Source organism: Azospirillum halopraeferens DSM 3675, assembly GCF_000429625.1.
Classification (GTDB): domain Bacteria; phylum Pseudomonadota; class Alphaproteobacteria; order Azospirillales; family Azospirillaceae; genus Azospirillum; species Azospirillum halopraeferens.
The window spans coordinates 701,868-726,046 of record NZ_AUCF01000001.1 but is presented as its reverse complement, the minus strand read 5'-3'; the positions used below and the strand labels follow the sequence as shown (position 1 = coordinate 726,046).

The window sequence follows — 24,179 nt, the reverse complement described above, 5'->3', positions numbered from 1 at the left end:
TATCGATCCGTGCGGCATTGATCTGCCGTATCAGTGGCCGGCCCGGAACACCTCCTCCAGTGCCGGGGCGTCGATGGCCGCGTCGAACCAGGCGTCCAGTTCCGCCAGGGACGCCGTCCTGATGCGGTCCCGTACCGCCGGCGGAACCTTGCCGAAGCGCCGCTCGAGCAACCGCGACAGGCTCGCCGCCCGCCCTTCGATTTCACCCAGCGCTATCCCCTCGGCCTTCCCCTCGCTTTTCCCTTCGGCCTTCCCGTCAGCCCTTCCCTGGTCCCATCCGTGCTTGAACGCCTCGGCTTTCCACTGCTTCTCGAACTGCTCAAGGGCGATGGACATGACGCGCTCCTCCTGTCCCGGCACAATCTCGGCCAGCACATCGCGGACGACGCCGGCCTCCACGTCGTTCGGCTCCCTCAGAACATAGCGCATGAGGGCCACGAGTTCATCAAACCCCAGAGCGTAGGCGGCGGGGCCGAGGGTGAGCAGCGTGCGGCGCAGATCCTCTCCGCGCGTGCCGTGCTTCAGGATCAGGAATCCGACGCGAAGGACCGGTTCCTGCGACAGTTGCGTATCCGCGATCCGGCCGAGATCGACCAGGCTGTACCGGAAATCGGGAGCGTACGGGAGCAGGTCCGGATCGGCGGCGATGATGCCGCCCAACGACAGCGGAACCCGCCACGGGGCCGCACCGTGATAGACCACCATCGACACCACCACAGGCAGTGCCACCGGTTCCCCGTCGTCGTCGACCTTCCGGCGGGCGTCCCACCAATGCAGGATGCGGGACTTGTACCCCAGCAACTGCAAGGCGACGCGCGGATCGGGGGCGGATTTGTGTTCGACCACCACGTGGATCAGCGCCGTGACACCGGCCCGCGTCGAGGCCCGATACAGGCGGTCGGTCCGGAACTCGGCCAGATCCTCCGAGATGAAGGAGCCGTGCAGCAACTCCGGCGGATCGTCGGACAGCCGTGCCGTGATCGCCGGGGGCAGCCGCTCGCGCAGCAGGGCACCGGCCGCGCCGGGCTGGTCGAGCAGGCGCTTGAAAAACTGATCATGGCGGCGGATGAGTTGGCCGGACATGGCGGGAATCGCTTGTGGCTTGTGCGCGTAAAATGTGCTGGATGCGCCCTCGGCACCATAAAATGATGCATGCCGCGGCAATAGGTCTCGCGACCGCCGCCGGCCCGTGGAATTCCCGGCATCGCAACTGGACGTCCGTGGCGGACCATGGTCCCGATGGCGGATACCCCATGCCCACAGGGAGACCATCCATGCCCACCGCCGCCACGTCCGTCGTTCTCGTCCACGGCGCCTTCGCCGATGGCTCCGCCTGGGCGCGGGTGATCCCGTTGCTTCATGCGCAGGGATTGGAGGCCGTCGCGGTGCAGAATCCGCTGACCTCCCTGGAGGAGGACATGGCCCATGTGCAGCGCGCCATCGACCGGGTGAAGGGGCCGGTCCTCCTGGTCGGCCATTCCTGGGGCGGGGCCGTGATCACCCAGATCGGCGGGCAGGAGAAGGTCACCGGGCTGGTCTACGTCGCGGCCTTCGCACCGGACGCCGGCCAGTCCCCCAACGACACCCTGAAGCCCTTCCCGCCGTCCCCCGGACTTGCCGCAGTGTCTGTCGACAAGGCGGGATACCTGTTCCTGTCCCCCGCCGCCCTCGCGGCGACGTACGCGCAGGACCTGCCTGAGGAGGAAACCGCGCTGCTGGCGGCCATCCAGGGCCCGTGCAGAGCTGCCTGCTTCGCCACGCGCGTGACGGAGGCGGCCTGGCGGACCAAACCCTCCCGGTACGTCGTGGCCGCACAGGACCGCATGCTGCCGCCCGCCTTCCAGCGCGCCACCGCGGCCCGCATCGGTGCCCGCACCGTGGAGGTGGACGCCAGCCACGTCCCCTACGCCTCCCGCCCGCAGGCGGTGGCGGCGGTGATCATCGAGGCGGCGCGGGGGTGATCCGTCATCGCGATTGAGACGCAAACTCGCCGATGAACGGGCGGCGGTCACGCACTCAGGGTTGGGCGACGGGGCCATTGCGACGCTTCGTCTCATGGGAACGTGCAAGCGATTTGCATATTCTATTCGAACCGCGGCACCCCGCCGCCGGGAGATGTGCCCGTTTCCGGGCGGCAAGCTCCACGGTGAAACCGATGACCAACCCTGATCGTGGGACGCCCGCCCGGCGTCTTGCTGCGCTGCACGAGGGCCGGCGCGCTGACACGCTCGGCCCTGGCGAGACCGTCGTACTTCCCGTATCGACGCCCTAGGCGGCTCTGCCGTCCGCTCCGCATCCGACGTGCGGCCGCCATGTCCCTGATCGCCACCACCACACCGTCGCGCATTGCGCCGGCCGGCAACCCCGGTTTCCGTGGGATGGCGCAGGTGCGCGCCCGCACAGGTCGCCGCCGGACCGTGGCGACGGACGGCATCGTCGGGGACGGTTCGGCTAAAGCCGGCGACACACCGGTGATCGCTGTTCGGGCCGCGGCGAGCGGGGCAATGGCCCGCCGTCGGGCCCTGTGGATGGGAGGGAGGGTAGCATGAGCGAACGCGGCGATCCCGTCGTCTCGGTCCTGCCGGGGCGCATCCGCCTGCGCCACCCGGGGCTGCGCCGGCCGGACCGGCACGACGCGCTGACGGCGCGGCTGGCCACCCTGGAGGGTGTGCGGGTGGCCGAGGGCAACCCCGTCGTGGGCAGCCTTCTGTTGGTCTACGACCCCGCAGCGGCGGAGCCGGCGGCGGTGCTGGCGGCGGTGAGAGCCGCGGCGGATGCGGTTCTTGCGCCTGCCGCCGCGCAGCCGCCGCCGGAGCCGACCGCCGTCCCCGCCACACCCGCGGCCGGCCGGTCGCTGAAGTGGCAGGTCAACCGCATGAGCAAGGTCGGAATGCTCACCAGCCTGGCGGCCACGCTGGCCGCGCTCGGTGTCAGCAAGCGTCTGCACGCGCGGGCCGGGATCGTGTTCGTGGCCCTGAGCGCCGTGCACACCCTCATCCATCGCCGGAGGCTGCTGCGATGACGACCGACGCCCCGGCGACCCTGACCGATGGCCTGCGGCGGCTGGTCGCCGCGCTGCGCATCGTCCACCACATTCCCGGCCGCATCCGCCTGAAGCTGGAGGCGGCGGCCGGCGCGGTCCCGGTGACGGCCGGTGACGCCGGGGCGTTCGACCGGGCCCTGAGCGGCCTGTCGGGCATCCGCTCCGTCCGCCTGAACCCGCTCGCCCGGTCCTGCACCATCGAATACGACCCCGCGCTGATCCCGCCCTCGGCATGGCCCGATCTGCTGGCGGGGCGGGACACGCCGGGTGCGGCGGGGCTGCTGCGCCTCGTCGCTACGGCCGGGATCGGCCCGGCCGTTTGAGGGGCCGCGGCCCGCCGGCGGCAGGCGGGGGGCGCGGCCCTGCGGAAGGAAAGGACACCGCCATGATTCCGTTGCTCATGTTCGCCTCGGGCGTGGTCGTCGGCGCCGCCGCGCTGCGCCTGCTGAAATCCGCCACGGTGCCGGAGGAGTGGAGGGGCGCCGGCACCACCGCGCGGACCGGTGTCGACCGGGCGCAGGCGGCGGTGCGCGAGGCCACCCTGTCCGGTCTGTCGGCGGTGGAGCGGACCTCCGCCGGCCTACGCGCCCGCCTGACGCCGGAACCGGCGGCGCCCGCGGACGCGGAGGCCGTGCCCGAAGCGGCGCCGGCGCCCGAGGCCCGAACGGCGACCCCCGATGAACCGCCCGCCGCTCCGGTGCGCCGCCGCCGGCCTCGCAAGGCTGCTCCCCCGACGCCCGCCGACGGCGGTGACGCATGAAACGCCGGCGCCGCAAAATGGCCCGCCGGGATGCCGCGGCCGTCACCTTCACCCGCGGCATGGTGGCTGCCGGGCTGCTGGCCGCCATCCAGGACGGCAACAGCCCCGATGCACCGCCGCGCGGTGCGCGGCGTGTCCTGCGCCTTGCCCTGCAGGGCGGTGCCGCCCTGGCGGCCGGCAGCGCCGCCGCCGATGCGCTGAGCACCAGGGATTACCCGGCGGCCCTGCTGGCGCTCGCCGCCGGCACCGCCGGCATGGTCGTGATCGAGCATCTGCTGAACCCGCAGAGCCCCGCCCAACCCGAGGAGGCCAGCCATGGCTAAGAAGAAGTCCAATAAGAAATGGAAGAAGCGCATGCGCATATACGAGGCCATGATGGCCTCCGGCGGCGCCGGTCCGGGTATGGCGGGGATGCGGGGGCAGGGGCTGATGGGTGGCCTGGCCGCGCTGCTGCCGTCGCGCCGGACGGAACAGTTCCTCGTCGGCGCCCTGGTGGGGGCGGCGGCGGCCTATGTGCTGTCCGACGCGGAACTGCGCGGCAAGCTGCTGAAGTCCGGTCTGCAACTCTATGGCAGCCTTGCCGGCGGCCTGGCCGAGATGAAGGAGCAGGTGTCCGACCTGCAGGCCGAGCTGGAGGCGGAGCGGGCCGGCGGGCCATGAGCGCGCCGGCCTGGTTCACCCGGCTGGAGCCCGTCCACCGCACACCCGGCCGGGTGCGGCTGCGCTACGCCGTTCGCCCCGGCGCCCCGGCGGACGAGCCGGCGCTGCGCCGTGCGGTGGAGCGGGTGGAGGGGGCGGAGTCCGTGCGGGTGAACCGTGCCGCGCGCTCCCTGATCGTGCGCTACGATGGCGCCGTCACCGACGCGGAGCGGCTGATCGCGGCTATTGCTGCCCTTGCGGTGCCGGACGCCACGGCCGGCGCGCCGGTGCCGGCCGGGGGCGGTGATCGCGGCGGGGCGGTGGCGGCCAGCCTGGCGACCCTGCTGGGCTCCCTGCTGCTGCCGCTGCCGCTGCGGCTGCCGGTGTCGCTGGCCGCCGCCTGGCCGCTGCTGCGCGAGGGGATGGGGATCTACGCCCGCGAGGGCGTCAACTCCCATGTGCTGGAGGCGATGGCGGTGTCGATCTCGCTGGCGCGCCGCGACTTCACGGCCGCCAACACCACCACCTTCATGCTGGCGCTGGGCGAGTATCTGGAAGAGACCATCGCCCGCCGGTCGGATGAGCTGTTGAAGCACCTGCTGCGTCCGGCGAGCGACCAGGTGTGGGTGCTGCGCGACGGGGTCGAGGTGCAGGTGCCCGCCGACACGGTGGCGGTGGGCGATTCGGTGGTGGTGGGGGCGGGGGCGGTGATCCCCGTGGACGGGACGGTGCTGAGCGGCACGGCCACCGTCAACCAGGCGGCCATGACCGGGGAGAGCGTGCCGGTGGTGCGGGAGCGCGGCGACGGCGTGCTGTCCGGCACCCTGATGGAGGAGGGGCGTCTCGTCGTCTACGCCGAGCGGGTGGGGGCGGGCACCGCCGCCGCGCGCATCGCCGATTACGTGGAGCAGTCGCTGACGGCCAAGAGCGCCACCCAACTGGAGGCCGCCCGCCTGGCCGACCGGCTGGTGCCGACGGTCCTGAAGCTGGCCGGCGCGTCGGCGGTGATGACGGGGGACTGGCGCAGCGCCGCCTCGGTGCTTCAGGCCGACTATTCCTGCGCGCTGAAGCTGGCGACGCCGGTCGCCTTCAAGTCGGCCATGTACGGTGCGGGCAAGGCCGGCATCCTGGTCAAGGGGGCGGGCGCGCTGGAGCGGCTGGCGGCGGCGGACACGGTGCTGTTCGACAAGACCGGCACCCTCACCACGGGCATGCTGCAGGTCACCGATTCCGTCACCTTCGACGCCTCCCTCAGCCCCGACGACCTGATCTGCCTGGCCGCGTCGGTGGAGGAGCATTACTTCCACCCCCTGGCCATGGCGGTGGTGGCGGCGGCGCGGGAGACCCACAACCGGCACTTCGACCATCAGGAGGTGCAGTTCATCGTTGCCCATGGCGTGGCGAGCGTGATCGACGGCCGGCGCATCGTCGTCGGCTCCCGCCATTTCGTGGAGGAGGACGAGGGGATCGACTGCACCGCCCACAACGAGGTGGTGGGCCGGCTGTACGCCGAGGGCAAGACGCTGCTGTTCATCGGCTTCGGCGGACGCCTGGCCGGCATCCTGGCCCTGCGGGACAGCGTGCGCGAGGCCAGCGCCGCCACCATCGCCCGCCTGCGCCGGGCCGGCGTGCGCCGCATCCTGCTGTTGACCGGCGACCATCGGGAGCGTGCCGCCGAACTGGCCGACGCCCTGGGCCTGGACGGCGTCCATGCCGAACTGATGCCCCGCGACAAGGCCCGCATCATCGAGGATCTCAGCCGCGAGGGGGCGCGGATCGCCTTCGTCGGCGATGGCATCAACGACGCCCCGGCCCTGGCCGGCGCCCATGTGGGCATCGCCATGCAGAAGGGCGCCGACATCGCCCGCCTGACCGCCGACATCGCCCTGCTGGAGGACCGCATCGAGCGCGTCGCCGATGCCAAGGAGGCCGCCAACGCCGCCATGTCCCTGATCGCCACCAACTATCGCCTGACCGTCGGCCTCAACACCCTGATCCTGGGCGCCGCCGCCCTGGGTCTGGTTTCCCCCATCGGCACGGCGGTGCTGCACAACGGCACGACCATCGGCATCCTGCTGAACGCCCTGCGGCAACCGGCGCCGGCGCGGGCTTGACCGTTCCGGCGTGCGTTCCTAGCCTGCCCTGCGGACCGGACGGCGGGTGGGGGCGCGGGGCGTGGACGTGTTCGTTGGCCTGCTGGCCGGACTCGGCTTCATTTTCATCGGAACCCAGTTCCTCACCGCCAACATGAAGCAGGTGGTGGGGCCGCGGTTCCACACGATGATGGCGGGCGCCACCGGGCACCCGCTGCGCGCCGCCGCCGTCGGCACGGCGGCCGGTGCGGTGATCCAGAGCACCAATGCCGTCACCTTCATCGTCATTGCGCTGGTGTCCGCCGGTGCCGCCACGGTGCGCGAGGCGATGCCGATCGTCACCTGGTCCTACGCCGGCTCCACGCTGCGCCTGCTGGTCGCCTCACTGGACCTGCGCTCCGCGACCCTGCTGGCGGTCGGGCTGATCGGCATCGCGTTCCTGCTGGGCTACGACCGCTCCGCCCGGCACCGGCATCTGGTGGCGGCGATCCTGGGGCTGACGCTGCTGCTGTACGGGGTGCAGTTGATGGTGGAGTCGGCGGTGCCGCTGCGCCAATCGGAAACCCTGCGCACGGTGCTGGCCCTGGCCGACCGCTTCTATCCCTGGGGTTTCATCGCCGGCACGCTGATCGCCACGGTGATCCAGGGCCAGACGGTGTCGGTGGTGGCCGTGGCGCTGGCGGAGGCCGGCGTGCTGGACCCCGATCAGACCGTTCTGGTGGTGGTGGGTGCGAACCTCGGCGCCGGCTTGCAGGCCATCATCCAGGGGGCGGGCCTGAAGGGCACCCACCGCCAGCTCAACCTCTACCAACTGGTGCTGAAGCTGATCGGCGTGGCGGTGCTGCTGCCGTTGCTGCTGCTGGAGCACTACGCCGGCGTGCCGACGATCCTGGCGCTGGTCGCCCTGATGCCGGTGGGGGTCGCCTTGCAGGTGACGGCGGTGCACTGGCTGTTCCAGATCGTTTCGGCGCTGGTCGCCTCGGCGCTGAACGGGCCGCTGTTCCACCTGATCGAACGCCTCAGCCCGCCGACCGACGAGGAGGCGCTGGCCAAGCCCGAGTTCGTCGACCGTCGTGCCGTCGGCCAGCCGCTGGTGGCGCTGACGATGGTGGAGCAGGAACACCGGCGCCTGCTGCGCCGCCTGCCCGACTTCCTGGCCCCGGTGCGCGAGGATGCGGAGGCGCCCCCACCCCTGGCCCCGCCGGCGGTGCTGCACGCGGCGGGAAAGGAGTTGACCGCCACCATCGACGGCTTCCTCAAGGCAACCCTGGAATCCACGCTGCCGCCCGCCGAGCTGGAGCGGCTGATGCGGCGCTGGAACGGCAACGAACTGCTGGGGGCGCTGCACGGCACGCTGGGCGAACTGGTGCCGGTGCTCGCCCGGGCCGGCGACCACCCCGACACCCGCCGGGTGCGACGGGCGATGGCGGAATCCCTGCACACGCTGCTGCTGGTGCTGATCGAGGAGGCCGAGGACACCGACGCCGTCGAGCGCGGCGTCATCCTGCATCTGACCAACGACCGCAGCGACCTGATGCGCCGCATCCGCGAGGACCTGTCGGAACGCGCCGACCTGCCGCTGGCCCAGCGGCAGGCGGTGTGGCGGGCCACCGACCTGTTCGAGCGCACCAACTGGCTGCTGCGCCGCTACGCCATCAACCTCGGTGAACGGGAGGAGGCGGGCCCGGCGGCCGCGCTGACGTCGGGGGGTGGAACCGTGCGTGGGTGATGTCTGCTTTGTCGTGACGGCCTCATTCTTTCAGGGAACGGGGCCTCGGGGGAAACCCGGTGCGGTTCACCCCGGTGGGTCAGCCCGCGGCGCCCACCTGAACGCGATCAAAGCCGAAGAGCCCCCGGAAGAGTTCCTTGTGCCCGTTCATGAAGCCGTCCGGCATTGTTCCGAGCTGACCGGCGATGACGCCGCGTTCCAGCGTCGCGATCTTATCGAACTGGACGCGCGACGGAACCTTGAGCCCATCGCCGACCGAGGGTGAGACCGGAATATCATACGGGCCGTGGTGAGGCCGCGACGTGATGGCGCAGACCACGATATCGTTGCCGTCATTATCGGCGGACAGCACCAGCACCGGGCGGCGCTTGTCGCCGCTCAGGTCGGTAAACGGAAAGCGCGCAAGGAGCACGTCACCGAACGAAATCTTCATTGTGCCTGATGAGATCGGAGTCGCTGTACACGTCGGGCTCATCGGCAAGGTGCGCGAAGGCGCCACCTCGGGCATTCATTTCAGTCACGGACATCTCGTCGTCCTCGTCCACCGTTTCGAGGATGACACGCACCATGCGACGCGGCGCCAATCCGAGACGCCGCAAATCCTCTTGCGGCAGCAGCCGCCCGGCTTCGATTCGGTCGATGGTTGTTCTCATGGCTGCACCCTACCTCATAGCCCTGCGGACCGGCAAGCGCGCGCCGGAAACCGGTATCGTCCGATATGGCGCGGCCATTTCCGAATGCCAGTGCACACCATCGCGCGGCTTCGGCTGTGGTCGGGCACCTCCTCCCCGACGAAGAACCGATAACCGTCGTCGCGCCGGCACAGCCGCTCGATCACCCGGCTCGACCGCACGCCACGGCTGTAGGCGCAGATCAGCAGCGCCAGCATCTGGGGCGAGGCACAGTACGGGCAATGCACGACACCGCTTCGAGAAATAAGTGGCTGTCGCGATCCGAACGACCAGGATCGCTTGGCTTTCCAGGAAGGGGTGGTGCTATTCGATCCCACTGCGAGTTTGTCAAAATATTGCGATCCAAGGATGGCATTCTGTTCAAAATCTTAAACTATCTTTCAAATGTTGTTTGGATACTTGAGATCCGCAATGATTGTTTGCAGGCCCTGGAGGGGGGCGGTGATTGCTCACCTGGCTGGCGGCAGCTGAGCCGTTAAGCGACGACGAAAGTGCCGTCGATCAGGTTGCGGATGGCGGTCCAGGCGGACTGGCCTTGGCGGCGCGCGGTTCCGGTGACGGAGCGATAGCCGGCATGGATGCCCGGCCCCCACTCGGAACGGAAACCGTTGGTCACTTTGCGGAAGATCACCGACGGGCGGATCTCCTGCTCGCTGCCGTTGTTGGTGGGCGGCACGCGGCGGTCGCTGAGAAAGACGAAGAACTTGCCACGCCACGCCTTGACTTGGCGCTGCAACTCGCGCCCGGCCGGATGGGCGGCGGGCACCCCGAGCAGCGCATCGGGGCGGCGCTCGGCTTTGGCGGCGTAAGCAGCGAGCGTGCTGTCCTTCAGCTCCGGTCTTCGCTTGCCGACGCGGATCGCCCAGCGCAGGTGATCGCGGATCTTCGGCGCGACCACCGTGTCGCCGCAGTCGATGGCGTATTGCACGTCCCTCAAGACGTGAGCCAAACACACTTGGTGGGCCTGCCCGAGTTCCTGCTGGCCGGCGTAGCGGTCGGAGATCCACACCTCGGGCTGGTGCTCGCCCAGCACCGCGGCGGCCACCGCCCGGCCCCGGCTCGGCGCGATGGTGTGCAGCACGGCGGCATCGGAATGGAACACCCACTGCCAGTGCGTCACGCCGTTGACGCGCGTCGTGGTCTCGTCCGAGGCGATGATGGAAGCGCTCAACAGCTTGGCCTTGATCGCCGCGCAGGCCGTGTCGAACACGGTGCCCATGCGGCGGAACGCGTTGGCGATGGCGCCCTCGGAGATGAACCGCGCCGGGTTTCCTGGAGGCCCCATTTCTTGAGAGGATGGGGTCATCATGACGAAACTGTCAGTGCCGGCTGGATACTCCCCGGAAAGGGCGGCTGAAAATTCCCCAGGCTGACGCAACGGCACGGCCCCGGGGCGTACGCCCCGGGGCCGTGCGGCCGCCCAGTGCCCATCATTCCCTCGGTGGATCGAGGGAGGGCGCGGGTGGTCACACGGGAACGGGACTGTCAGGAATTCCGTGTGCGGGGGAGCGATTAACCATAATCAGGCCATCGCCCGAGCGAACCGGTCGCCGAACAGCACGGCGAACTGGGCTTTGGCCATGCACCACTCACGCGCCGGCATGGTCCACTCTTTTTCTGCGCGGTTCAAGACGAGATAGAGCAGCTTCATGGCCGCGTCGTCGGTGGGGAAATGCCCCCTGGCCCGCACCGCCCGTCGCAACTTGGCATTGAGCGATTCGATGGCATTCGTGGTGTACAGGATGCGCCTGACCTCGGCCGGGAAGGCGTAGAACGGTACCACCTCGTTCCAAGCCCGGCGCCAGCTCTGGCCGATCGCCGGATATTTGCGGCCCCAGGCGCTCTCCTCGAAGGCGGTCAGGGCGGCTTTCCCGGCCTCGGCGTCGAGGGCCCGGTAGATGTCCTTCAAGGCCCCGGCCACCGCCTTGCGGTCCTTCCAGGAGACGAAATCCAGGCTGGTGCGGAGCAGATGAACGATGCAGGTCTGGACAAGCGTGTCGGGGAACACCGCCTGGATGGCATCGGGAAAGCCCTTCAGCCCGTCGACCGTGGCGATCAGGATGTCCTCCACGCCCCGGTTCTTCAGCTCGTTCATCACGCGCAGCCAGAACTTGGCACCCTCGTTCTGCTCCAGCCACATCCCGAGGATCTCCTTGGTGCCGTCGGCGCGCACGCCCAGCGCCACGTGGACCGCCTTGTTGCGGACCAGGCCCTCGTCGCGGATCTTCACCCGCAAGGCATCGAAGAACACCAGCGGATACACCGGCTCCAGCGGCCTGGCCTGCCAGGTGGCGATCTCGTCCAGCACGGCATCGGTAACCGTGCTGATCAGGTCCGGCGACACCTCCACCCCATACAGCTCCCGCAGGTGGCCGGCGATTTCCCGCACGCTCATGCCCCGCGCGTACATGGAAACGATCTTGTCGTCGAAACCGGGGAAGCGCCGCTGGTACTTGGCGATCAGTTGCGGATCGAAGGTCGCCCGCCGGTCGCGCGGGATCTCCAGTTCGACCTTGCCGGTGTCGGTCACCACCGTCTTGCGGCCGTAGCCATTCCGGCTGTTGCCGGCTTCGTCGTCGCTGGAAAGATGGTGATCCATCTCCGCGTTCAACGCCCGTTCCGCCAGCGCCTTCTTCAGGTTGTCCAGCAGCCCGTTAGCATCAAACGCGCTCTTCGGGTCGGCGCCGGCCAGAAGCTGGTCCAGCAGTGCATCAGGGATCGCAGGGGCTTTGCGTCGTGCCATAGGGGGACTCCTTTTCCCTCACTATGCTCCCCCGCACACGGAATTCCTGACAGTCCCGAGGGGCGGGGCGTAAAGGCCCGCTCCCGCTCCATTCCTGGCAGCACACCTCCATTCTACTCATCGCGACGTGTCGGCCAATCCAGCGGGATCAGAGCTCTGCCCGACGCGCGTGTCCATCGCTCGCGAGTCGCGGCCACGTAGCGCCGATCATCGGCGAAGTAGGCGTGCTCAATCAGGAGAACCTGAAGGCCCGACCGTCGTGCGGTTTCGGCAAAGAGAAAATCGATGTGCTTGCGCATTGCCTGCACGTCCTCATCTTCCTCACGGCCTTTAATCTCTGCCTCATCCTCATCCTCCCCGCTGGCCGGGAAGTAGGGCCGGCTGATCTGATCCAGTACGAGCAGCCCTGGCACGGGCGCTTTAGCTGCTTCGAAGTAGCGCTGGAGCGCGAAGGACAGCGCAATGTGCACGGCTAGATAGTTCTGATCCGAGCCCACATCCGACATTCGCAGAACCGCCCCGCTCCCCGACTCAATAACAGTGACCTCCGGCTGCCGTGACGAAAAATCGAGCTCGGAGCCGATGCAAGGCGCCACCGTTGGCAGCTCTGAAAAAGCCTCGGACGCGAACTGCGAGATCTTCGCCTCAGCCCGCCGGAGCTTGATTTCCTTCGCTTCGCGATCAACTCGCGCTTCCAGCTCAGCGATCTCGGCTCGCAACACGCTGAGGTCGCGTGAACGCTGTCGTGGCTCGTCGGCGCTCGCCTCCAAGAAGAAGGAGATGCGGCCGAGGAGGTGCGCCCGAAGCTGTGCGAGGTCGGCCAAGCGGCGGGTTTCTTCGGTCTGGCGCAGCCAAGTTTGGATCTGATCGTCTACCCGCCGCAGCTCGCTGTTGAGCCGACCAATTTCTTCGTCGAGCGCCCGGTCGTGCTCGACCAACTTCGGCTTTACCCGTTCGACCGCAACGCTCTCAGCCCGCACCTTGGTTAGGGTCGCCTGCAATGCCTTGGCCGTCTCCCGACCGCGCTCCGACGGAGCTTCGCACACAGGACAGACCGCGGCGATGTCCCGGAGGTGGAGATGCTCGGCCAACATCAGCTTTTCGCGCTGGCGGGTGACGGCGCCCTCGAAGCCGGTCGCCTCGCGAATCGCGGTCCTGGTCGCCTGTGACTGGCGACGCGCGGCACCCAGCGCGGCCAGGATCTCGCGCCGTCGCTCGTGAAGTGCTCCAAGTTCATCCTCGGTCGGGTAGGCATTGGCCTCGAGTTGAGTGTCGGACACAGTCTTAAGCTGGGCGAGCAGTTCCGCTTCGGAGTCCTCTTCTGAGGGCGTAGGGGCGATACCAATCCGGTGCGCCTCTGTCAGGAGGCTCGTCGCGCGCTGCTTCAACGCGCTATCGGCCGCCGCCCGGGTGCGCTCGCGCGCCTCCTCCTTCTCGAGCGCGCGCTGCAACTGCCGCAAGCGCCGCTCATCCATAGCGCTCGACTCGTCAGTCACGCGAAGGAAATACGGCATGGTCGCAACGATATCGCGAGCCTTATCCGCCTTCTCCAAGCCGTGGAGCAGGACGGATTCGCTGTAGATGACCTCCTTAGTTACGAACAGGTATGGCGTGACGTGACGGACGGTGGCACGCCCCCGTCCGCCCGCTGCGGTGTCGGGATCGCCGATTAGATCGCCGATCCCGAACACCCGTTCGATAAAGGCCTTGGCGGCCTCAAGGGTGGTGGCGCCGTCGAAGTCGTCAACGGTCGCCGGTAGGGGCAGGTTGCGCCCCGATGACGTGAACATGCGAGTGCTGGTGGCCTGACCGACCGGCGGTATGATGCGACCAATCACGATTTCCGCGTCACCCGAGGTCCATTTGACGCCAACTGCCATGCTGCGCCGCCGAACATGCGCCGGGAGCTCGCATTTGCTTGATCCGAGGCAGTAGTCGATGGCCTTGATCAGCGTCGACTTGCCGGTTCCGGACGCGCCGGTGATGATGTTGACCACACCGGGTTTGAGCTCCACGTCACGCCGCTGGCCGGAAACGGGGAGGAAGAAGATGGTGGCGATGTTCCAGCGCGTCATACCGTAAGACCCATCATGTCGAAGACCGTCTTCGTGGAGCCGGCGGCGGCGAACCAATTGCCGAGCCGCTCGGCGCGCTTGATCACTTGGGCAGGCTCCTCACTGAGCCTATTGACAGCGCCCTTCTTGAGCTTTTGACCGCCCGGCCTCAATCGGGCGCCTTCATCCAATGCCAGCACTTGCGCGAAGCACCCGAAGCGCATTGCCTCGGTAACGAAGTCCAACGACGCGTTTACCCGCTCGGAAAGGCCAATTTGGATTTGCGGGCTGCGCTCCAGCCATTTGAGCAAGCCCGTGTTCTTGTTGGTACTGTGGAACGTGCCCCCGAGATCGCCAGACAGGGCAACGGGCAGCGCGAGGTAGACGGTTGGCAACTCGGGCCCCCGGGGGTTCACCGAAAGGTACGCGGTCGTGAAGGCAACCAGCGCGTAGGCGCAGAACGCCGGATTGGTCTCAGAATAGATGTCGTAGGCGACGTTCATTCGTCGCCCTCCAGCAGCTTAGCGTACTCTGGGTGCCAGCCGACTTTCAGGTTGATTGCAAGCACCTGATAGCTGCCGCGCACATAGTATGCGGCGTTCCAGTTTTGGGCGATTGGGCGCACTATGTTGGGGGCCTCTTCGTGCGTCCAGCGCAGAATCTTCAAGCCGTGCGCGCACTTCTCCTTGTCCCCGAGCCCGGCGCAGTCCTCGACCATCTGGCAGTGGCGATCGGACCAATGCTCTTCGAGCACGCGGTCATACTCGTGGATGGTGGTGGCCATGCCGGGGTTGCCGTTCAACCATCTCGACCGCTGTTCCCGTGCCTTCCATTCTTCGCGGATGGCCTTTGCAAGGTCTGAAGGCTTGCCTTCAACCAAACGAATTTGGCGGGCGAGCACACTGTCTGGCTGATAGTCTTCAGGCGGGTTCACCGTCTCAAAGTCGGGTAGAAGCTTTCCTTGCTCGATGTCCCCTATGATGGCGCTGATCTGTTGCTGCAGTTCTGTCCTAGAGATGATGCGATCACGCTTATCGCATAGCGTGTAAATGATTTGTCGATCCCACCATTCGACCAGACGCTTTGCTACCATCGGCCGCTGCTCAGCTGGAAGGATCTTCAGGTGCTCGGCGATATTGTCTTCAATTTGGGGCACGGCGGGACTGTCATCAAGGACTCGGGTCCGGCGCAGTAGGTTCAGCCGTTCGGTTTCGCTCAGCGCGAGGAAAGCCTCACAACCGTCGACACGATCGGCATAGGGCAGCGGCTTTTCGGCCTTAACCGCGGCGGCGCGCGCGTCTACCACATGCTGCGCTTCCTTTTTCATCGCCTCAACGAGTTCGGCGCGATCCGCATCGAGGTTGGTCAGCGCCTTGAGGGGGCTGTCACTCGGGATGCCACCCACCGCCACAAGGTTAAGCGTCGTCTCCGACAACGTTAGGGCCGGCAGTATGTCGATCCAGACCTTCATCGTTCGCCAGAGCGCCCGCGACTTGAGAGTGACCGCTGGCGGCGTGGTGCTAATCGAATGCTTCAACTGATAGAGCAGTGTGTGCCCGTCGGTCTTCAGCTCCACGTCGTCGAGCTGTTCGATCCCTATAGCTGCGTTATCGGTATCCTGCGCCAACAGCGTTAGAAGGGCGAAGAACGCCTGATAATAGAATCCGAGCGCCGCAGCTTCTGCCGCGTGACTTGCGACTGACGTTGATCCGCCCATTCGTTCTCCACATACCGACAGCGCTATCAATCTAACGCATGGCAACCCCCGCAAGCAAGCATCGTAATCATGCCATTTTCGATGCGCGAGTTTGGTTATGAACTCGCCTTTTTTGATAAATACAGACTCCCAAGCAGCCTTGGGTGCCGCGCGAGGTGCGGTGCGGGTGAGCTTGCTTCACCGTAGCGGCCTTGATCCTCGCTCATATGTCATCTGCCTGATCCGCGGGTTGTGCAGCCCGCCTTCCAACCGAGAAAGGCCGGCCGGTTCCCGCCGGGCGGCCTTTCTCATGGTGCGCCCAGCATGGGCGCGTTCTTGTGGGTGGAAGTCCCATCGTGAGCTGATCACGGCGAGCGAAGTGAAGCGCAACTGCGGAAGGGTAACCGACCGTGGGGAGGAAGCGTGGATCGAAGCTGCGGGCCGATGAACAAGAACCGGATATGAGGCGTTGCCGACCGGGGCGAGCGGGCGCGAATCCGCGAAGCTCCCGTGAACAAGGGGAAGCGGCTCGACCTGCTGGATACTTCGAAGCGGGCGGAGCTGCTAGGGAGGCAGTTGGACATCTCCTCTCCTGCCATGCGGCGCGTGCCGAAACGGGGAAATGGGGAGGAAATCTGCTGGCGTGGTGGTCGGACGGCCGACAAGCCGTTCAACAGGCCATGCAAACTATGGTGCCCCAGGCCGGGATCGAACCAGCACGCCCTTTCGGGCAACAGATTTTGAGTCTGCCGCGTCTACCAATTCCGCCACTGGGGCATGTCGGGTGTGGATTGGTGCGGGCGATCATACAGAGGCGTTGGCCGGGGTCAATCCCTAAGCGCGGGCGCGGGGTGGCGGGTGAAACACTTCGGGCGGTGGGGCGTTGAACCGGCGTTGACCGCAGCAAAAGGGAAAGGGGGCGCCGATGTCCATCATCGCCTGGATCATCCTCGGGCTCATCGCCGGGTGGATCGCCAGCAAGATCATGCACGGCTCGGGCTCGGGGTTCCTGCTGAACCTCGGGCTGGGCATCATCGGGGCGTTCGTCGGGGGCTTCCTGTTCAGCATCGTCGGCGGCGCCGGCGTCACCGGGTTCAACATCTGGAGCCTGATCGTCGCCACCATCGGCGCCATCGTCGTGCTGTGGGTCTACAACGCTCTGTCGTCCCGGCGCGCCGTGCGTTGACCCGGATACCGGCCGTCGCCGCGGCACTCGCCGCCGCGGCCATCGGTACGCTCGTCGCGGCGCCGGCGTCGGCGACGGCGCACGCCGGCGGGCCGCCGGCCTGTGCGGCGGAGCCGCACGCCCTGGTGGCGGCCGCGGATCCCCTGGCGGTGGAGGCGGGGCTGGCCATGCTGCGCCGCGGCGGGAGCGCCGTCGATGCTGCCATCGCCGCCAAGCTGGCGCTCACGCTGGTGGAGGCGCCGGAAACCGGCATCGGCGGCGGCGGGTTCCTGCTCCACCGCTCGGCCGCCGACGGGGCTCTGGTCGTGCACGACGGGCGCGAGGTGGCGCCGGAGGCCGCCACACCGGAGCGGTTCCTGCTGCCGCTGAGCCGACCCATGCCGTTTGCCGCCGCGGTGGTGAGCGGGCGGGCCGTCGGCGTGCCCGGCATGGTCGCCATGATGCACGACGCCCACGGGCTGCACGGCCGCCTGCCCTGGACCGACCTGTTCGATCCCGCCATCACCATGGCCGAGTCCGGCGTGCCCATGCCGGCCCGCCTGCGCGACCAGATCACCGGCGACCGTTCCCTGTCCCTGTTCCGCGGCACCCGCCAGGGGCTGCGGCGGCAGTCGGGCGAGGAGCTGCTGGTCAACCCGGACCTGGCCGACACCCTGCGCCGCATCGCCGACGGCGGGCCCGATGCCTTCTACCGCGGTGAGATCGCCCGCAGCATCGTCGCCGCGGTCACCGGCCGGCGGCCGTGGCCGGGTGACATGACGGCGGAAGACCTCGCCGACTACGAGGCCCGGCGGCGGGAACCTGTGTGCGGCGCCTACCGCGGCTGGACCGTCTGCGGCGCGCCGCCGCCGTCGTCCGGCGGCATCGCCGTGTTGCAGATCCTGGGCATGCTGGAACACCACGACCTGGCGGCCCTCGGCCCCGGCTCGGTCGAGGCGGTGCACCTCATCGCCGAGGCGAGCCGCCTGGCCTTCGCCGACCGGGAACTGCACGTCGCCGATCCCGCCTTCGTGCCGGTGCCCGTCGCCGCCCTGATCGATCCCGCCTACCTGGCCGCCCGCGCCGCCCTGATCGACCCGTTGCGCGCCATGGCGACGGCCCCGCCCGGCGACCCGCCGGCGGGGCGGCCGGCCCATGGCGTCGCCGTGCCCGTCGATCCGGTGGAGGAGGAGCGGCTGTCCGACGACAACGGCACCTCCCACCTCGTCGCCATCGACCGGGAGGGCAATGTGGCGTCCTTCACCGGTTCCATCGAGGCACCCTTCGGCAGCCGCCTGATGGTGCGCGGGTTCCTGCTGAACAACCAGCTCACGGACTTCGCCTTCGTTCCCACCGCCAGCGGCCTGCCGCGGGTCAACGCGGTGGCGCCGGGCAAGCGGCCGCGCAGTTCCATGGCGCCGACCATCGTCTTCGATCCCGAAGGGCGGGTGCGCCTGGCCGTCGGCGGGCGGGGCGGCAGCCGGATCATCGGCCATGTGGTGAAGACCATCGTCGGCGTCCTCGACTGGAATCTCGACGTGCAGCAGGCGGTGGCCCTGCCCAACCTGCTGCACCGCGGCCGCACCCTGGAGCTGGAGGAGGGAACCGCCCTGGACTCCCTGGCCCCGGCCCTGCGCGCCATGGGCCACCGGGTGGAGGTGCTGCCCCTGACCAGCGGCCTGCACGCGCTGGAGCGGGTGGACGGGCGCCTGCGCGGCGCCGCCGACCCGCGCATGGGCGGTCTGGCCTGCGGCATCGAATGATCCGGCCGAACGATGACGACCTCCATGTCGTCCCGGCCGTCAAACCCGGCGGATCGGTCTGATGATCATGACAAGGGACGTCGGCCGAAAGCCGCTCCGGGCGGGTCCGGCCGGGCGTTGCTGCTGAAATAGGCCGACGGTGTGACGCCCAGAATCCGCTTGAACACGGCGATGAAGGCGCTGACGCTGTCATAGCCCAGGTCCAGGGCGACGGTGGTCACCGGTGTTCCCTCGGCCAGCATCTCCAGCGCGCGCATCAGCCGGGCCCGCTGCCGCCACACGGTGTAGCTGTAGCCGGTCTCGACCACGAAGCGGCGGCTCAGCGTACGCTCGGACACGCCCGCCCACGCCGCCCACGCGTCCATGCTGCGCCGGTCCCCCGGGTCGTCGAGCAGCGCGCGGGCGATCCGGGCAAGGCGCGGATCGGCCGGCATCGGCAGGTTGAAGGGCTCGACGGGGGCGGCCCTGAGTTCATCAAGGAGCACCATGGCGAGGCGCCATTGCGCCGCGTCCATCTCCCGTCCCTGCCAGCCGGAGGCCCGGATCACGGCCTCCCGCAACAGCCCCGACACCTTGATGATGCAGGGCCGGTCCGGAAGCGTCCCGCAGGCGGACTCCGCGATGTAGCAGCTCCACCCCTCCACCTCCCCATGGGTGTAGCCATGGTGCGGCTGGTGGGGAGGAAGCCAGACCGCGTGGTCGGCGGGAACCACCCAGGTGCGCGTCCCGGTGCCCACGGTGATCACCCCGCGGCGCAGACCGGAAAGCTGGCCGCGCGGGTGGCTGTGCATCCCCGGTTCGCCATACTCCGCTCGCGCCTGGTAGATCGCGATGATGATCGGTTCGCGTGAATCGCCGGCGGCGAGGGCGAACTTGTCCCCGGACATGGCGTAAACTCGCTATTGATTGGCTCCTATAGCTTAGCGGCGCCTTGCGCCTTCCGCTAGAGTGCGGAGAACAGGAGCACGCCAATGACCCAACAGAATCACCCGACGCCGGCACCGGACCTCGACCGGCTCTATGATCCCCCCGCGGAGCACATCCGGAAGGCGGTCATGCACGAACTCATCGGGTTCCATGCCGACTATCTGGCCAGGGCGACCTTCTTCTGCCTGGCCACCGGCCGCGAGTCCGGGCTGGACGCGTCCCCGCGCGGTGGCCCGCCGGGGTTCGTCAGGATGTTCGATCCCAAGACCGTCGCCTTTGCCGACTGGCCGGGAAACAACCGGATCGAGTCCATGCGCAACCTGACGGAGGACGACCGGGTGGGAATGCTGTTCCTGTTTCCCGGCCTGGAGGTCTTCATGCGGATCAACGGCCGCGGCCGGGTCACCGACGATCCGGCCCTTCGCGCCGACCTTGCCGAGGGCGCGAAAGTTCCCAAAACGGCGATCGTCGTGACCGTGGATGAGGTGCTGTTCCACTGCGGCAAGGCCCTGAACAGGGCGAAGCTGTGGGCCCCGGAATCGCGGATCGAGCGCGGCGCCCTGCCGACCCCCGGACAGATGCTCACCGCCATGACAAGGCAGAACGAGGCCGCTGCCGCGGCCATCGACGCGCATTACACGCACGCGGTTCGGCACGACCTGTACGGCTGATGCCACGCCGTCCCCGGGCGGCAAGCCGCTTCAGCCGCCGGCGCCCGTGCCCAGCGGCAGCACCGCGGTGGCGATGGCGAAATAGGTGACGACGCCGATCACGTCGGCGATGGAGGTGACCAGCGGGCCGCTGGCGGTCGCCGGGTCCAGCTTCAGCCGGTTCAGGATGAAGGGCAGGGACAGGCCGATCAGGCTGCCGGCCAGCACCACCAGCACCATGGTGGCCGCCACCACGCCGGCGATGGCGACGCCGCCGCGCGCCACCCCGATCAGCGAGACGGTCAGCGCCATGGTCACCCCCAGCGCCGTGGCCACGACGATCTCGCGCCCCAGCATGCGGCTCCAGTCGGACATGCGCACGTCGCCCGTGGCGATGGCCCGGACCATCAGGGTGGACGCCTGGGCACCGGCATTGCCACCGCTGGCGATCAGCAGGGGCAGGAAGAACACCAGCGTGATGTGGGCGGCGATGGTGTCCTCGAACAGGGCGATGCCGGCCCCCGACAGCAGGTTGCCGAACACCAGCAGCACCAGCCACGACACCCGCTTGCGGTAGAGATGATGCAGGCGGGCATGGCGCACGCTGCCGTCCAGGGGCAGGACGGTGGCGGAGCGGTGGAAGTCCTCCGTCGCCTCTTGCTCCACCACGTCCATGGCGTCGTCCTGGGTGACGATGCCGACCAGTCGTCCGTCGCCGTCGATGATGGGCAGCGAATGCAGGTCGTAGCGGGCGATGCGGGCGGCGATCTCCTCCGACCGGGTGTCGACCGGGGCGGCGATGGGGTTGCCGACCATGAAATCGGCCACCCGCGCCTCCGCCTCGGCCATGATGAGGTCGCGCAGGCTGACCACGCCCAGCAGCCGCCGGTCCTCGTCGATGACATAGGCGTCGTAGATCGTCTCCTTGTCCGGAGCCTCACGGCGGAGCTGTTCGATCGCGTCGCGCGCGGTCACGCCGGGGGTGAGGGTGGCGTATTCCGAGGTCATCACCGCGCCGGCGGTGCCGCGGCGGTAACCGGCCAGACGCCGGATGTCCTCCCGCTCCGCCTGGGCCAGCGCCGGCAGCAGGGTGCGCTGCTGCTCCTCGGTCAGGCGGTTGTACAGGTCGGCGCGCTCGTCGGCGGACATGCGGCTAACCAGGTCGGCGAACTCCCGCCGGGCCAGGCAGCGGGCCAGATCCCCCTGGCAGGCGTCGGTGAAGTACCCGAACACGGCGCTGCGCAGCGCCGGCGGCAGGGCGCGCAGCACCGCGCAGGTCTCGTCCGTCGTCAGCCTGTCCAGGACCAGGGCGGTGTCCGCCGGGTGCCGCCGGATGAACAGGGCGGCGATGGCGTCCGGCGCACCGTCCTTCAGCCGGTCGCGGACCGAGCGGCGCAGCCGCTCGACCTCGGCGGCGTCCCCCGCGACCGATGGAGCGACCGGGTCCGGGGCGGGCACGGGAAGGTCCGGCATCGCGGTGTTCCGGGGCCGGTCAGGCGGTCCGCCGCCGCGGCGCCGGCCGGCCGCCGCAGGCGCCGACATAGTCGCTGCCGGAGCCGGCGGTGGAGCGCCGGCCCAGCGCGCCGCGCGTCTCGCGCAGCCAGCCGTCGGCCCGCGCCCGTCCCAGCGCCTTCAGATGGTGCAGGAAGTCCGGTTCCGGGTTCATCTTGCTGGCCACGCCCATGTCCGCCAGCTCCTCGTCCGCCGCGACGACGTGGATGCGCGCCGCCCGGATGCGGGCAAGGGTCGGGTTCCCCGCCACGTCGGCGTCGTCGAGAAGCGACTGCATGGCCTCGATGGTCCGCATTTCCTGAAGGATCGCGGCGTTGAAGCTGACCTCGTTGACCCGGTTCATGATCTCCGCCGCGGTGCGGGGGGTGCCGTCGCGGCGCACCGGGTTGACCTTCACCACCACCATGTCGGGGCTGGTGCAGTCGCGGATCAGGGGCGCCAGAGCCGGGTTGGCGGTGTAGCCGCCGTCCCAGTGGGGGTCGCCGCCGATCTCCACCGCGTGAAACAGGAACGGCAGGCAGGCGGAGGCCAGCAGCACGTCCGCCGTCACCGCCGCCCCGGCAAAGACGTGCAGTTCCCCCGTCCGGGCGTTGGTGGTGGACACGAACAGCTTGGGCGCCCCCGGTGCGGCCAGGGCACTGAAGTCGATGGTCTCCTCCAGAACACCGCGCAGCGGCGACAGGCCCAGCGGGTTGGCCTGATAGGGCGAGACGAGGCGCACCATCAGGTCGAACATCAGGGCGGTGGGGGAGGCGTCGACGTTCCAGCGCCCCAGCAGCCGGTCGATCCAGGTGCGGCGGATCGGGCTGATCACCGCATGGTCGCCGATGCGCGTCCAGAAGCGGTCCAGCGCCGCCCGCGCGCCGTCCGGACCGCCCCGCGCATAGCCCTGTGCCAGCACCGCCGCGTTCATGGCGCCGGCGCTGGTGCCGCTGATGCCTTCGACCGCCAGCCCCGGTTCCTCCAGCAGCCGGTCCAGCACGCCCCAGGTGAAGGCGCCGTGGGCGCCGCCGCCTTGCAGCGCCAGGTTGATGGTCAGTGGGTTTGCTGCGGCAGCCATGCCGTCCTCCGATCCGGGTGCCCGTGACCGGGCTTTCCAACCGCGCAGACGGCGTTTCGTTCCGCTGTGCGCTGGCAACGGGTGCCGGGGAGGGGTATATCAGGGGGATCATGACGCTGCGCCCCTACCTCCTCGATCCGCGGTACCCCGCGCTGCTGCTGGCCCTCACCAGCGCCGGCGTGCTGGCCGCGGCGTTGGTCTTCCAGTACGGCTTCGGTTACCAGCCGTGCGTGCTGTGCATCTGGCAGCGCTGGCCGTACGTGGCGGTGCTGGTCTTTGCCGGGCTGGCGCTGGCGTTCCGCCGCTGGCGCGGCGTCGGCGACGCCATGCTGGTGGCCAGCGGCCTGGCCCTGCTGGCCAACGCGGGGATCGCCGCCTATCACGTGGGGGTCGAACAGCACTGGTGGGCCGGCACGTCGGGATGCGGCGCGACCGGCACGGCCGATTCCCTGGAAGCGATGCGCGCCCTGGTGATGGCGGCCCCCGTCGTGCGCTGCGACGAGGTGCCCTGGTCCCTGTTCGGCATCTCCATGGCCGGATACAACGTCGTGATCTCGCTGGCGCTGGCGGCCTTCGCGTTCGTCGCCGCGCGCATCGCCTACACCCGGAGCCCGGAATGACCGCCATCCTCGACGAGCGTCCCGCCACCGCGCCCGATGCCGCGCCGGCCCCCGCCCGCCGCCGCGGCCGCCTGCCCGGCGACCCGACGCCGCAGGAGTACCTTGCCCGCGTCTGCCGCGTCGACCACGCCGGCGAATACGGCGCCAAGCGCATCTACGAGGGGCAGATCGCCGTCATGGGGCGGGGCCGCCATGGCCGCATGCTCCGCCACATGGCCGCGCAGGAGCTGGAGCACCTGCGCTATTTCGAGGAGCAGATCGTCCGCCGCCGGGTGCGGCCGACGCTGCTGCAACCGTTCTGGCACGTAGCCGGGTTCCTGCTGGGGGCCGGCACCGCGCTGCTGGGGGAGCGTGCCGCCATGGCCTGCACCGTCGCGGTGGAGGAGGTCATCGACGGCCACTACGCCGCCCAGCTCGAACGGCTGGGGCCGGAGGAGCAGGAGCTGAAGGACTCCATCACCCGCTTCCAGGCGGAGGAGGTGGAGCATCGGGACCTCGGCCTGGCCCACGGGGCCGAGCAGGCGCCGGCCTATCCGCTGCTGTCCGCCGCCATCCGCGCCGGCACGCGCGCCGCCATCGGGGTGGCCGAGCGGGTGTGATCCCGGTGATCCCGGTGATCCCGCGTCCGGAATAATCCGCGCCGCGCCACCGTTCATACCGGCAGTCCCACCGGCGGAGGCGGCGCGCGGGCGCCCGGATCACCCATGACCCTGTTGCGGATTCTCGGCCTTGCCGCGGGCGTCGCGGCCATGGTGGCCGTGTCGGCGCCGGCTCGCGCCGACGGCTTCTCCTTCCGCTACGATTGGTCGGACGGGCGGGGCCGCGGCGGGCCGCCGCCGCACTTCGGGTTCGATCACCGAAGCCGGCACCTGTACGGGCCGCCGCCGGTGGTCCGCGACCGCTACGGCCGTCCGCTGGGCTATCTGGTACCCGGCCCGCACGGCCCCATGGTGCTCGACCGGCCGCGCCGCCACGGCCCGCCGCCACCGCCGCCGCGCGGCTGGGGCTGGGGGCCGCCGCGTCCCTGGTAATC

25 protein-coding genes, 1 tRNA gene and 2 pseudogenes are annotated in these 24,179 nt (G+C 69.1%); 14 read left to right on the top strand and 14 right to left on the bottom strand.

Going from position 1 to position 24,179, the window contains the following annotated elements; translation table 11 throughout:
• Positions 1–30: 30 nt before the first annotated feature.
• A complete protein-coding gene (locus tag G472_RS0103435) occupies positions 31–1,083 on the bottom strand; it encodes an Rpn family recombination-promoting nuclease/putative transposase (protein WP_029007253.1) in 1,053 nt (350 codons plus the stop codon).
• A gap of 191 nt (positions 1,084–1,274) precedes the next feature.
• On the opposite strand from G472_RS0103435, the gene G472_RS0103430 reads away from it, so the two are divergent.
• The 8 genes from G472_RS0103430 (at position 1,275) to G472_RS0103395 (ending at position 8,264) form a co-directional block, all read left to right on the top strand.
• The gene (locus tag G472_RS0103430) at positions 1,275–1,961 is read left to right on the top strand and encodes an alpha/beta fold hydrolase (protein WP_029007252.1); all 687 of its coding nucleotides are present in this window, start codon (positions 1,275–1,277) and stop codon (positions 1,959–1,961) included.
• A 584-nt stretch (positions 1,962–2,545) separates the two neighbouring features.
• Complete coding sequence (locus tag G472_RS0103425) at positions 2,546–3,022, top strand: HMA2 domain-containing protein (RefSeq protein ID WP_029007251.1); 477 nt, start codon at positions 2,546–2,548, stop codon at positions 3,020–3,022.
• Positions 3,019–3,366 (top strand): heavy-metal-associated domain-containing protein, encoded by a 348-nt coding sequence (locus tag G472_RS0103420; RefSeq protein ID WP_051340265.1) that lies wholly within the window; start codon positions 3,019–3,021, stop codon positions 3,364–3,366. Before G472_RS0103425 ends, G472_RS0103420 begins: the two co-directional genes overlap by 4 nt.
• Positions 3,367–3,428: 62 nt before the next feature.
• Positions 3,429–3,803: a hypothetical protein gene (locus G472_RS0103415; RefSeq protein ID WP_029007249.1), complete on the top strand. Its 375-nt coding sequence runs from the start codon at positions 3,429–3,431 to the stop codon at positions 3,801–3,803.
• Entirely contained in the window at positions 3,800–4,126 is a 327-nt protein-coding gene (locus G472_RS0103410; RefSeq protein ID WP_051340262.1) for a hypothetical protein, read from the top strand. Before G472_RS0103415 ends, G472_RS0103410 begins: the two co-directional genes overlap by 4 nt.
• Positions 4,119–4,463: a hypothetical protein gene (locus G472_RS0103405; protein WP_029007247.1), complete on the top strand. Its 345-nt coding sequence runs from the start codon at positions 4,119–4,121 to the stop codon at positions 4,461–4,463. The genes G472_RS0103410 and G472_RS0103405 overlap by 8 nt, the downstream gene beginning before the upstream one ends.
• Positions 4,460–6,556, top strand: coding sequence for a heavy metal translocating P-type ATPase (locus G472_RS0103400; RefSeq protein ID WP_029007246.1), 2,097 nt, complete (start codon positions 4,460–4,462; stop codon positions 6,554–6,556). The genes G472_RS0103405 and G472_RS0103400 overlap by 4 nt, the downstream gene beginning before the upstream one ends.
• 61 nt (positions 6,557–6,617) lie before the next feature.
• Positions 6,618–8,264: a Na/Pi symporter gene (locus tag G472_RS0103395; protein ID WP_156926966.1), complete on the top strand. Its 1,647-nt coding sequence runs from the start codon at positions 6,618–6,620 to the stop codon at positions 8,262–8,264.
• A gap of 79 nt (positions 8,265–8,343) precedes the next feature.
• Here G472_RS0103395 and G472_RS31015 read toward each other — a convergent pair whose 3' ends face one another.
• From G472_RS31015 to G472_RS0103360, 10 genes and pseudogenes are all read right to left on the bottom strand, one after another.
• Complete coding sequence (locus G472_RS31015) at positions 8,344–8,697, bottom strand: type II toxin-antitoxin system PemK/MazF family toxin (protein ID WP_169732769.1); 354 nt, start codon at positions 8,695–8,697, stop codon at positions 8,344–8,346.
• Entirely contained in the window at positions 8,678–8,917 is a 240-nt protein-coding gene (locus G472_RS39380; protein ID WP_169732768.1) for a hypothetical protein, read from the bottom strand. Before G472_RS39380 ends, G472_RS31015 begins: the two co-directional genes overlap by 20 nt.
• A gap of 14 nt (positions 8,918–8,931) precedes the next feature.
• Positions 8,932–9,153, bottom strand: coding sequence for a transposase (locus tag G472_RS40480; RefSeq protein ID WP_084536405.1), 222 nt, complete (start codon positions 9,151–9,153; stop codon positions 8,932–8,934).
• Between the two features lie 17 nt (positions 9,154–9,170).
• Positions 9,171–9,311: pseudogene (locus G472_RS39950) on the bottom strand (IS5/IS1182 family transposase); the annotation flags it as partial.
• 120 nt (positions 9,312–9,431) lie between these two features.
• Positions 9,432–10,211 (bottom strand): annotated as a pseudogene (gene tnpC / locus G472_RS31010) (IS66 family transposase); the annotation flags it as partial.
• A gap of 267 nt (positions 10,212–10,478) precedes the next feature.
• Positions 10,479–11,699, bottom strand: a complete 1,221-nt coding sequence (locus tag G472_RS0103380; protein ID WP_029007244.1) for an IS256 family transposase — start codon at positions 11,697–11,699, stop codon at positions 10,479–10,481.
• Positions 11,700–11,812: 113 nt separating this feature from the next.
• A complete protein-coding gene (locus G472_RS0103375; protein WP_029007243.1) occupies positions 11,813–13,774 on the bottom strand; it encodes a DUF3732 domain-containing protein in 1,962 nt (653 codons plus the stop codon).
• Positions 13,771–14,256 carry a three component ABC system middle component gene (locus tag G472_RS0103370; protein WP_029007242.1) on the bottom strand — a complete coding sequence of 162 codons (486 nt, stop codon included), beginning with the start codon at positions 14,254–14,256 and terminating at the stop codon, positions 13,771–13,773. Before G472_RS0103370 ends, G472_RS0103375 begins: the two co-directional genes overlap by 4 nt.
• On the bottom strand, positions 14,253–15,470 hold the full coding sequence (locus tag G472_RS0103365; RefSeq protein WP_029007241.1) for an ABC-three component system protein: 1,218 nt from the start codon (positions 15,468–15,470) through the stop codon (positions 14,253–14,255). The genes G472_RS0103370 and G472_RS0103365 overlap by 4 nt, the downstream gene beginning before the upstream one ends.
• Before the next feature lie 669 nt (positions 15,471–16,139).
• Positions 16,140–16,226: transfer RNA gene (locus G472_RS0103360), tRNA-Leu, on the bottom strand.
• A 148-nt stretch (positions 16,227–16,374) separates the two neighbouring features.
• Between G472_RS0103360 and G472_RS38645 the strand changes: the two genes are divergently transcribed.
• A complete protein-coding gene (locus tag G472_RS38645) occupies positions 16,375–16,635 on the top strand; it encodes a GlsB/YeaQ/YmgE family stress response membrane protein (protein ID WP_029007240.1) in 261 nt (86 codons plus the stop codon).
• On the top strand, positions 16,632–18,377 hold the full coding sequence (ggt, locus tag G472_RS0103350; RefSeq protein ID WP_029007239.1) for a gamma-glutamyltransferase: 1,746 nt from the start codon (positions 16,632–16,634) through the stop codon (positions 18,375–18,377). The genes G472_RS38645 and ggt overlap by 4 nt, the downstream gene beginning before the upstream one ends.
• Before the next feature lie 65 nt (positions 18,378–18,442).
• Here ggt and G472_RS31005 read toward each other — a convergent pair whose 3' ends face one another.
• A complete protein-coding gene (locus G472_RS31005) occupies positions 18,443–19,264 on the bottom strand; it encodes an AraC family transcriptional regulator (protein WP_051340259.1) in 822 nt (273 codons plus the stop codon).
• 84 nt (positions 19,265–19,348) lie between these two features.
• On the opposite strand from G472_RS31005, the gene G472_RS0103340 reads away from it, so the two are divergent.
• Positions 19,349–19,975 (top strand): pyridoxamine 5'-phosphate oxidase family protein, encoded by a 627-nt coding sequence (locus G472_RS0103340; RefSeq protein ID WP_029007238.1) that lies wholly within the window; start codon positions 19,349–19,351, stop codon positions 19,973–19,975.
• Positions 19,976–20,005: 30 nt separating this feature from the next.
• On the opposite strand, the gene mgtE is transcribed toward G472_RS0103340, so the two are convergent.
• On the bottom strand, positions 20,006–21,427 hold the full coding sequence (mgtE, locus tag G472_RS0103335) for a magnesium transporter (protein WP_029007237.1): 1,422 nt from the start codon (positions 21,425–21,427) through the stop codon (positions 20,006–20,008).
• A gap of 19 nt (positions 21,428–21,446) precedes the next feature.
• The gene (locus G472_RS31000) at positions 21,447–22,526 is read right to left on the bottom strand and encodes a patatin-like phospholipase family protein (RefSeq protein ID WP_084536403.1); all 1,080 of its coding nucleotides are present in this window, start codon (positions 22,524–22,526) and stop codon (positions 21,447–21,449) included.
• A 110-nt stretch (positions 22,527–22,636) separates the two neighbouring features.
• On the opposite strand from G472_RS31000, the gene G472_RS30995 reads away from it, so the two are divergent.
• From G472_RS30995 to G472_RS0103315, 3 genes are all read left to right on the top strand, one after another.
• A complete protein-coding gene (locus G472_RS30995) occupies positions 22,637–23,146 on the top strand; it encodes a disulfide bond formation protein B (RefSeq protein WP_035690742.1) in 510 nt (169 codons plus the stop codon).
• On the top strand, positions 23,143–23,745 hold the full coding sequence (locus tag G472_RS0103320; protein ID WP_029007236.1) for a demethoxyubiquinone hydroxylase family protein: 603 nt from the start codon (positions 23,143–23,145) through the stop codon (positions 23,743–23,745). Before G472_RS30995 ends, G472_RS0103320 begins: the two co-directional genes overlap by 4 nt.
• A gap of 105 nt (positions 23,746–23,850) precedes the next feature.
• Complete coding sequence (locus tag G472_RS0103315; RefSeq protein WP_029007235.1) at positions 23,851–24,177, top strand: hypothetical protein; 327 nt, start codon at positions 23,851–23,853, stop codon at positions 24,175–24,177.
• Positions 24,178–24,179 lie beyond the last annotated feature (2 nt).

Coding starts and splice junctions, on each gene's coding strand:
- G472_RS0103405 (WP_029007247.1), top strand. CDS start 4,119: ATGGCTAAGAAGAAGTCCAATAAGAAATGGAAGAAGCGCATGCGCATA.
- mgtE (WP_029007237.1), bottom strand. CDS start 21,427: ATGCCGGACCTTCCCGTGCCCGCCCCGGACCCGGTCGCTCCATCGGTC.
- G472_RS0103425 (WP_029007251.1), top strand. CDS start 2,546: ATGAGCGAACGCGGCGATCCCGTCGTCTCGGTCCTGCCGGGGCGCATC.
- G472_RS0103320 (WP_029007236.1), top strand. CDS start 23,143: ATGACCGCCATCCTCGACGAGCGTCCCGCCACCGCGCCCGATGCCGCG.
- G472_RS0103430 (WP_029007252.1), top strand. CDS start 1,275: ATGCCCACCGCCGCCACGTCCGTCGTTCTCGTCCACGGCGCCTTCGCC.
- G472_RS0103315 (WP_029007235.1), top strand. CDS start 23,851: ATGACCCTGTTGCGGATTCTCGGCCTTGCCGCGGGCGTCGCGGCCATG.
- G472_RS39380 (WP_169732768.1), bottom strand. CDS start 8,917: ATGAGAACAACCATCGACCGAATCGAAGCCGGGCGGCTGCTGCCGCAA.
- G472_RS31015 (WP_169732769.1), bottom strand. CDS start 8,697: ATGAAGATTTCGTTCGGTGACGTGCTCCTTGCGCGCTTTCCGTTTACC.
- G472_RS0103420 (WP_051340265.1), top strand. CDS start 3,019: ATGACGACCGACGCCCCGGCGACCCTGACCGATGGCCTGCGGCGGCTG.
- G472_RS0103375 (WP_029007243.1), bottom strand. CDS start 13,774: ATGACGCGCTGGAACATCGCCACCATCTTCTTCCTCCCCGTTTCCGGC.
- G472_RS0103410 (WP_051340262.1), top strand. CDS start 3,800: ATGAAACGCCGGCGCCGCAAAATGGCCCGCCGGGATGCCGCGGCCGTC.
- G472_RS31000 (WP_084536403.1), bottom strand. CDS start 22,526: ATGGCTGCCGCAGCAAACCCACTGACCATCAACCTGGCGCTGCAAGGC.
- G472_RS30995 (WP_035690742.1), top strand. CDS start 22,637: ATGACGCTGCGCCCCTACCTCCTCGATCCGCGGTACCCCGCGCTGCTG.
- G472_RS0103365 (WP_029007241.1), bottom strand. CDS start 15,470: ATGGGCGGATCAACGTCAGTCGCAAGTCACGCGGCAGAAGCTGCGGCG.
- G472_RS31005 (WP_051340259.1), bottom strand. CDS start 19,264: ATGTCCGGGGACAAGTTCGCCCTCGCCGCCGGCGATTCACGCGAACCG.
- G472_RS0103380 (WP_029007244.1), bottom strand. CDS start 11,699: ATGGCACGACGCAAAGCCCCTGCGATCCCTGATGCACTGCTGGACCAG.
- G472_RS0103435 (WP_029007253.1), bottom strand. CDS start 1,083: ATGTCCGGCCAACTCATCCGCCGCCATGATCAGTTTTTCAAGCGCCTG.
- G472_RS0103400 (WP_029007246.1), top strand. CDS start 4,460: ATGAGCGCGCCGGCCTGGTTCACCCGGCTGGAGCCCGTCCACCGCACA.
- G472_RS0103370 (WP_029007242.1), bottom strand. CDS start 14,256: ATGAACGTCGCCTACGACATCTATTCTGAGACCAATCCGGCGTTCTGC.
- G472_RS0103415 (WP_029007249.1), top strand. CDS start 3,429: ATGATTCCGTTGCTCATGTTCGCCTCGGGCGTGGTCGTCGGCGCCGCC.
- G472_RS38645 (WP_029007240.1), top strand. CDS start 16,375: ATGTCCATCATCGCCTGGATCATCCTCGGGCTCATCGCCGGGTGGATC.
- G472_RS0103340 (WP_029007238.1), top strand. CDS start 19,349: ATGACCCAACAGAATCACCCGACGCCGGCACCGGACCTCGACCGGCTC.
- G472_RS40480 (WP_084536405.1), bottom strand. CDS start 9,153: ATGCTGGCGCTGCTGATCTGCGCCTACAGCCGTGGCGTGCGGTCGAGC.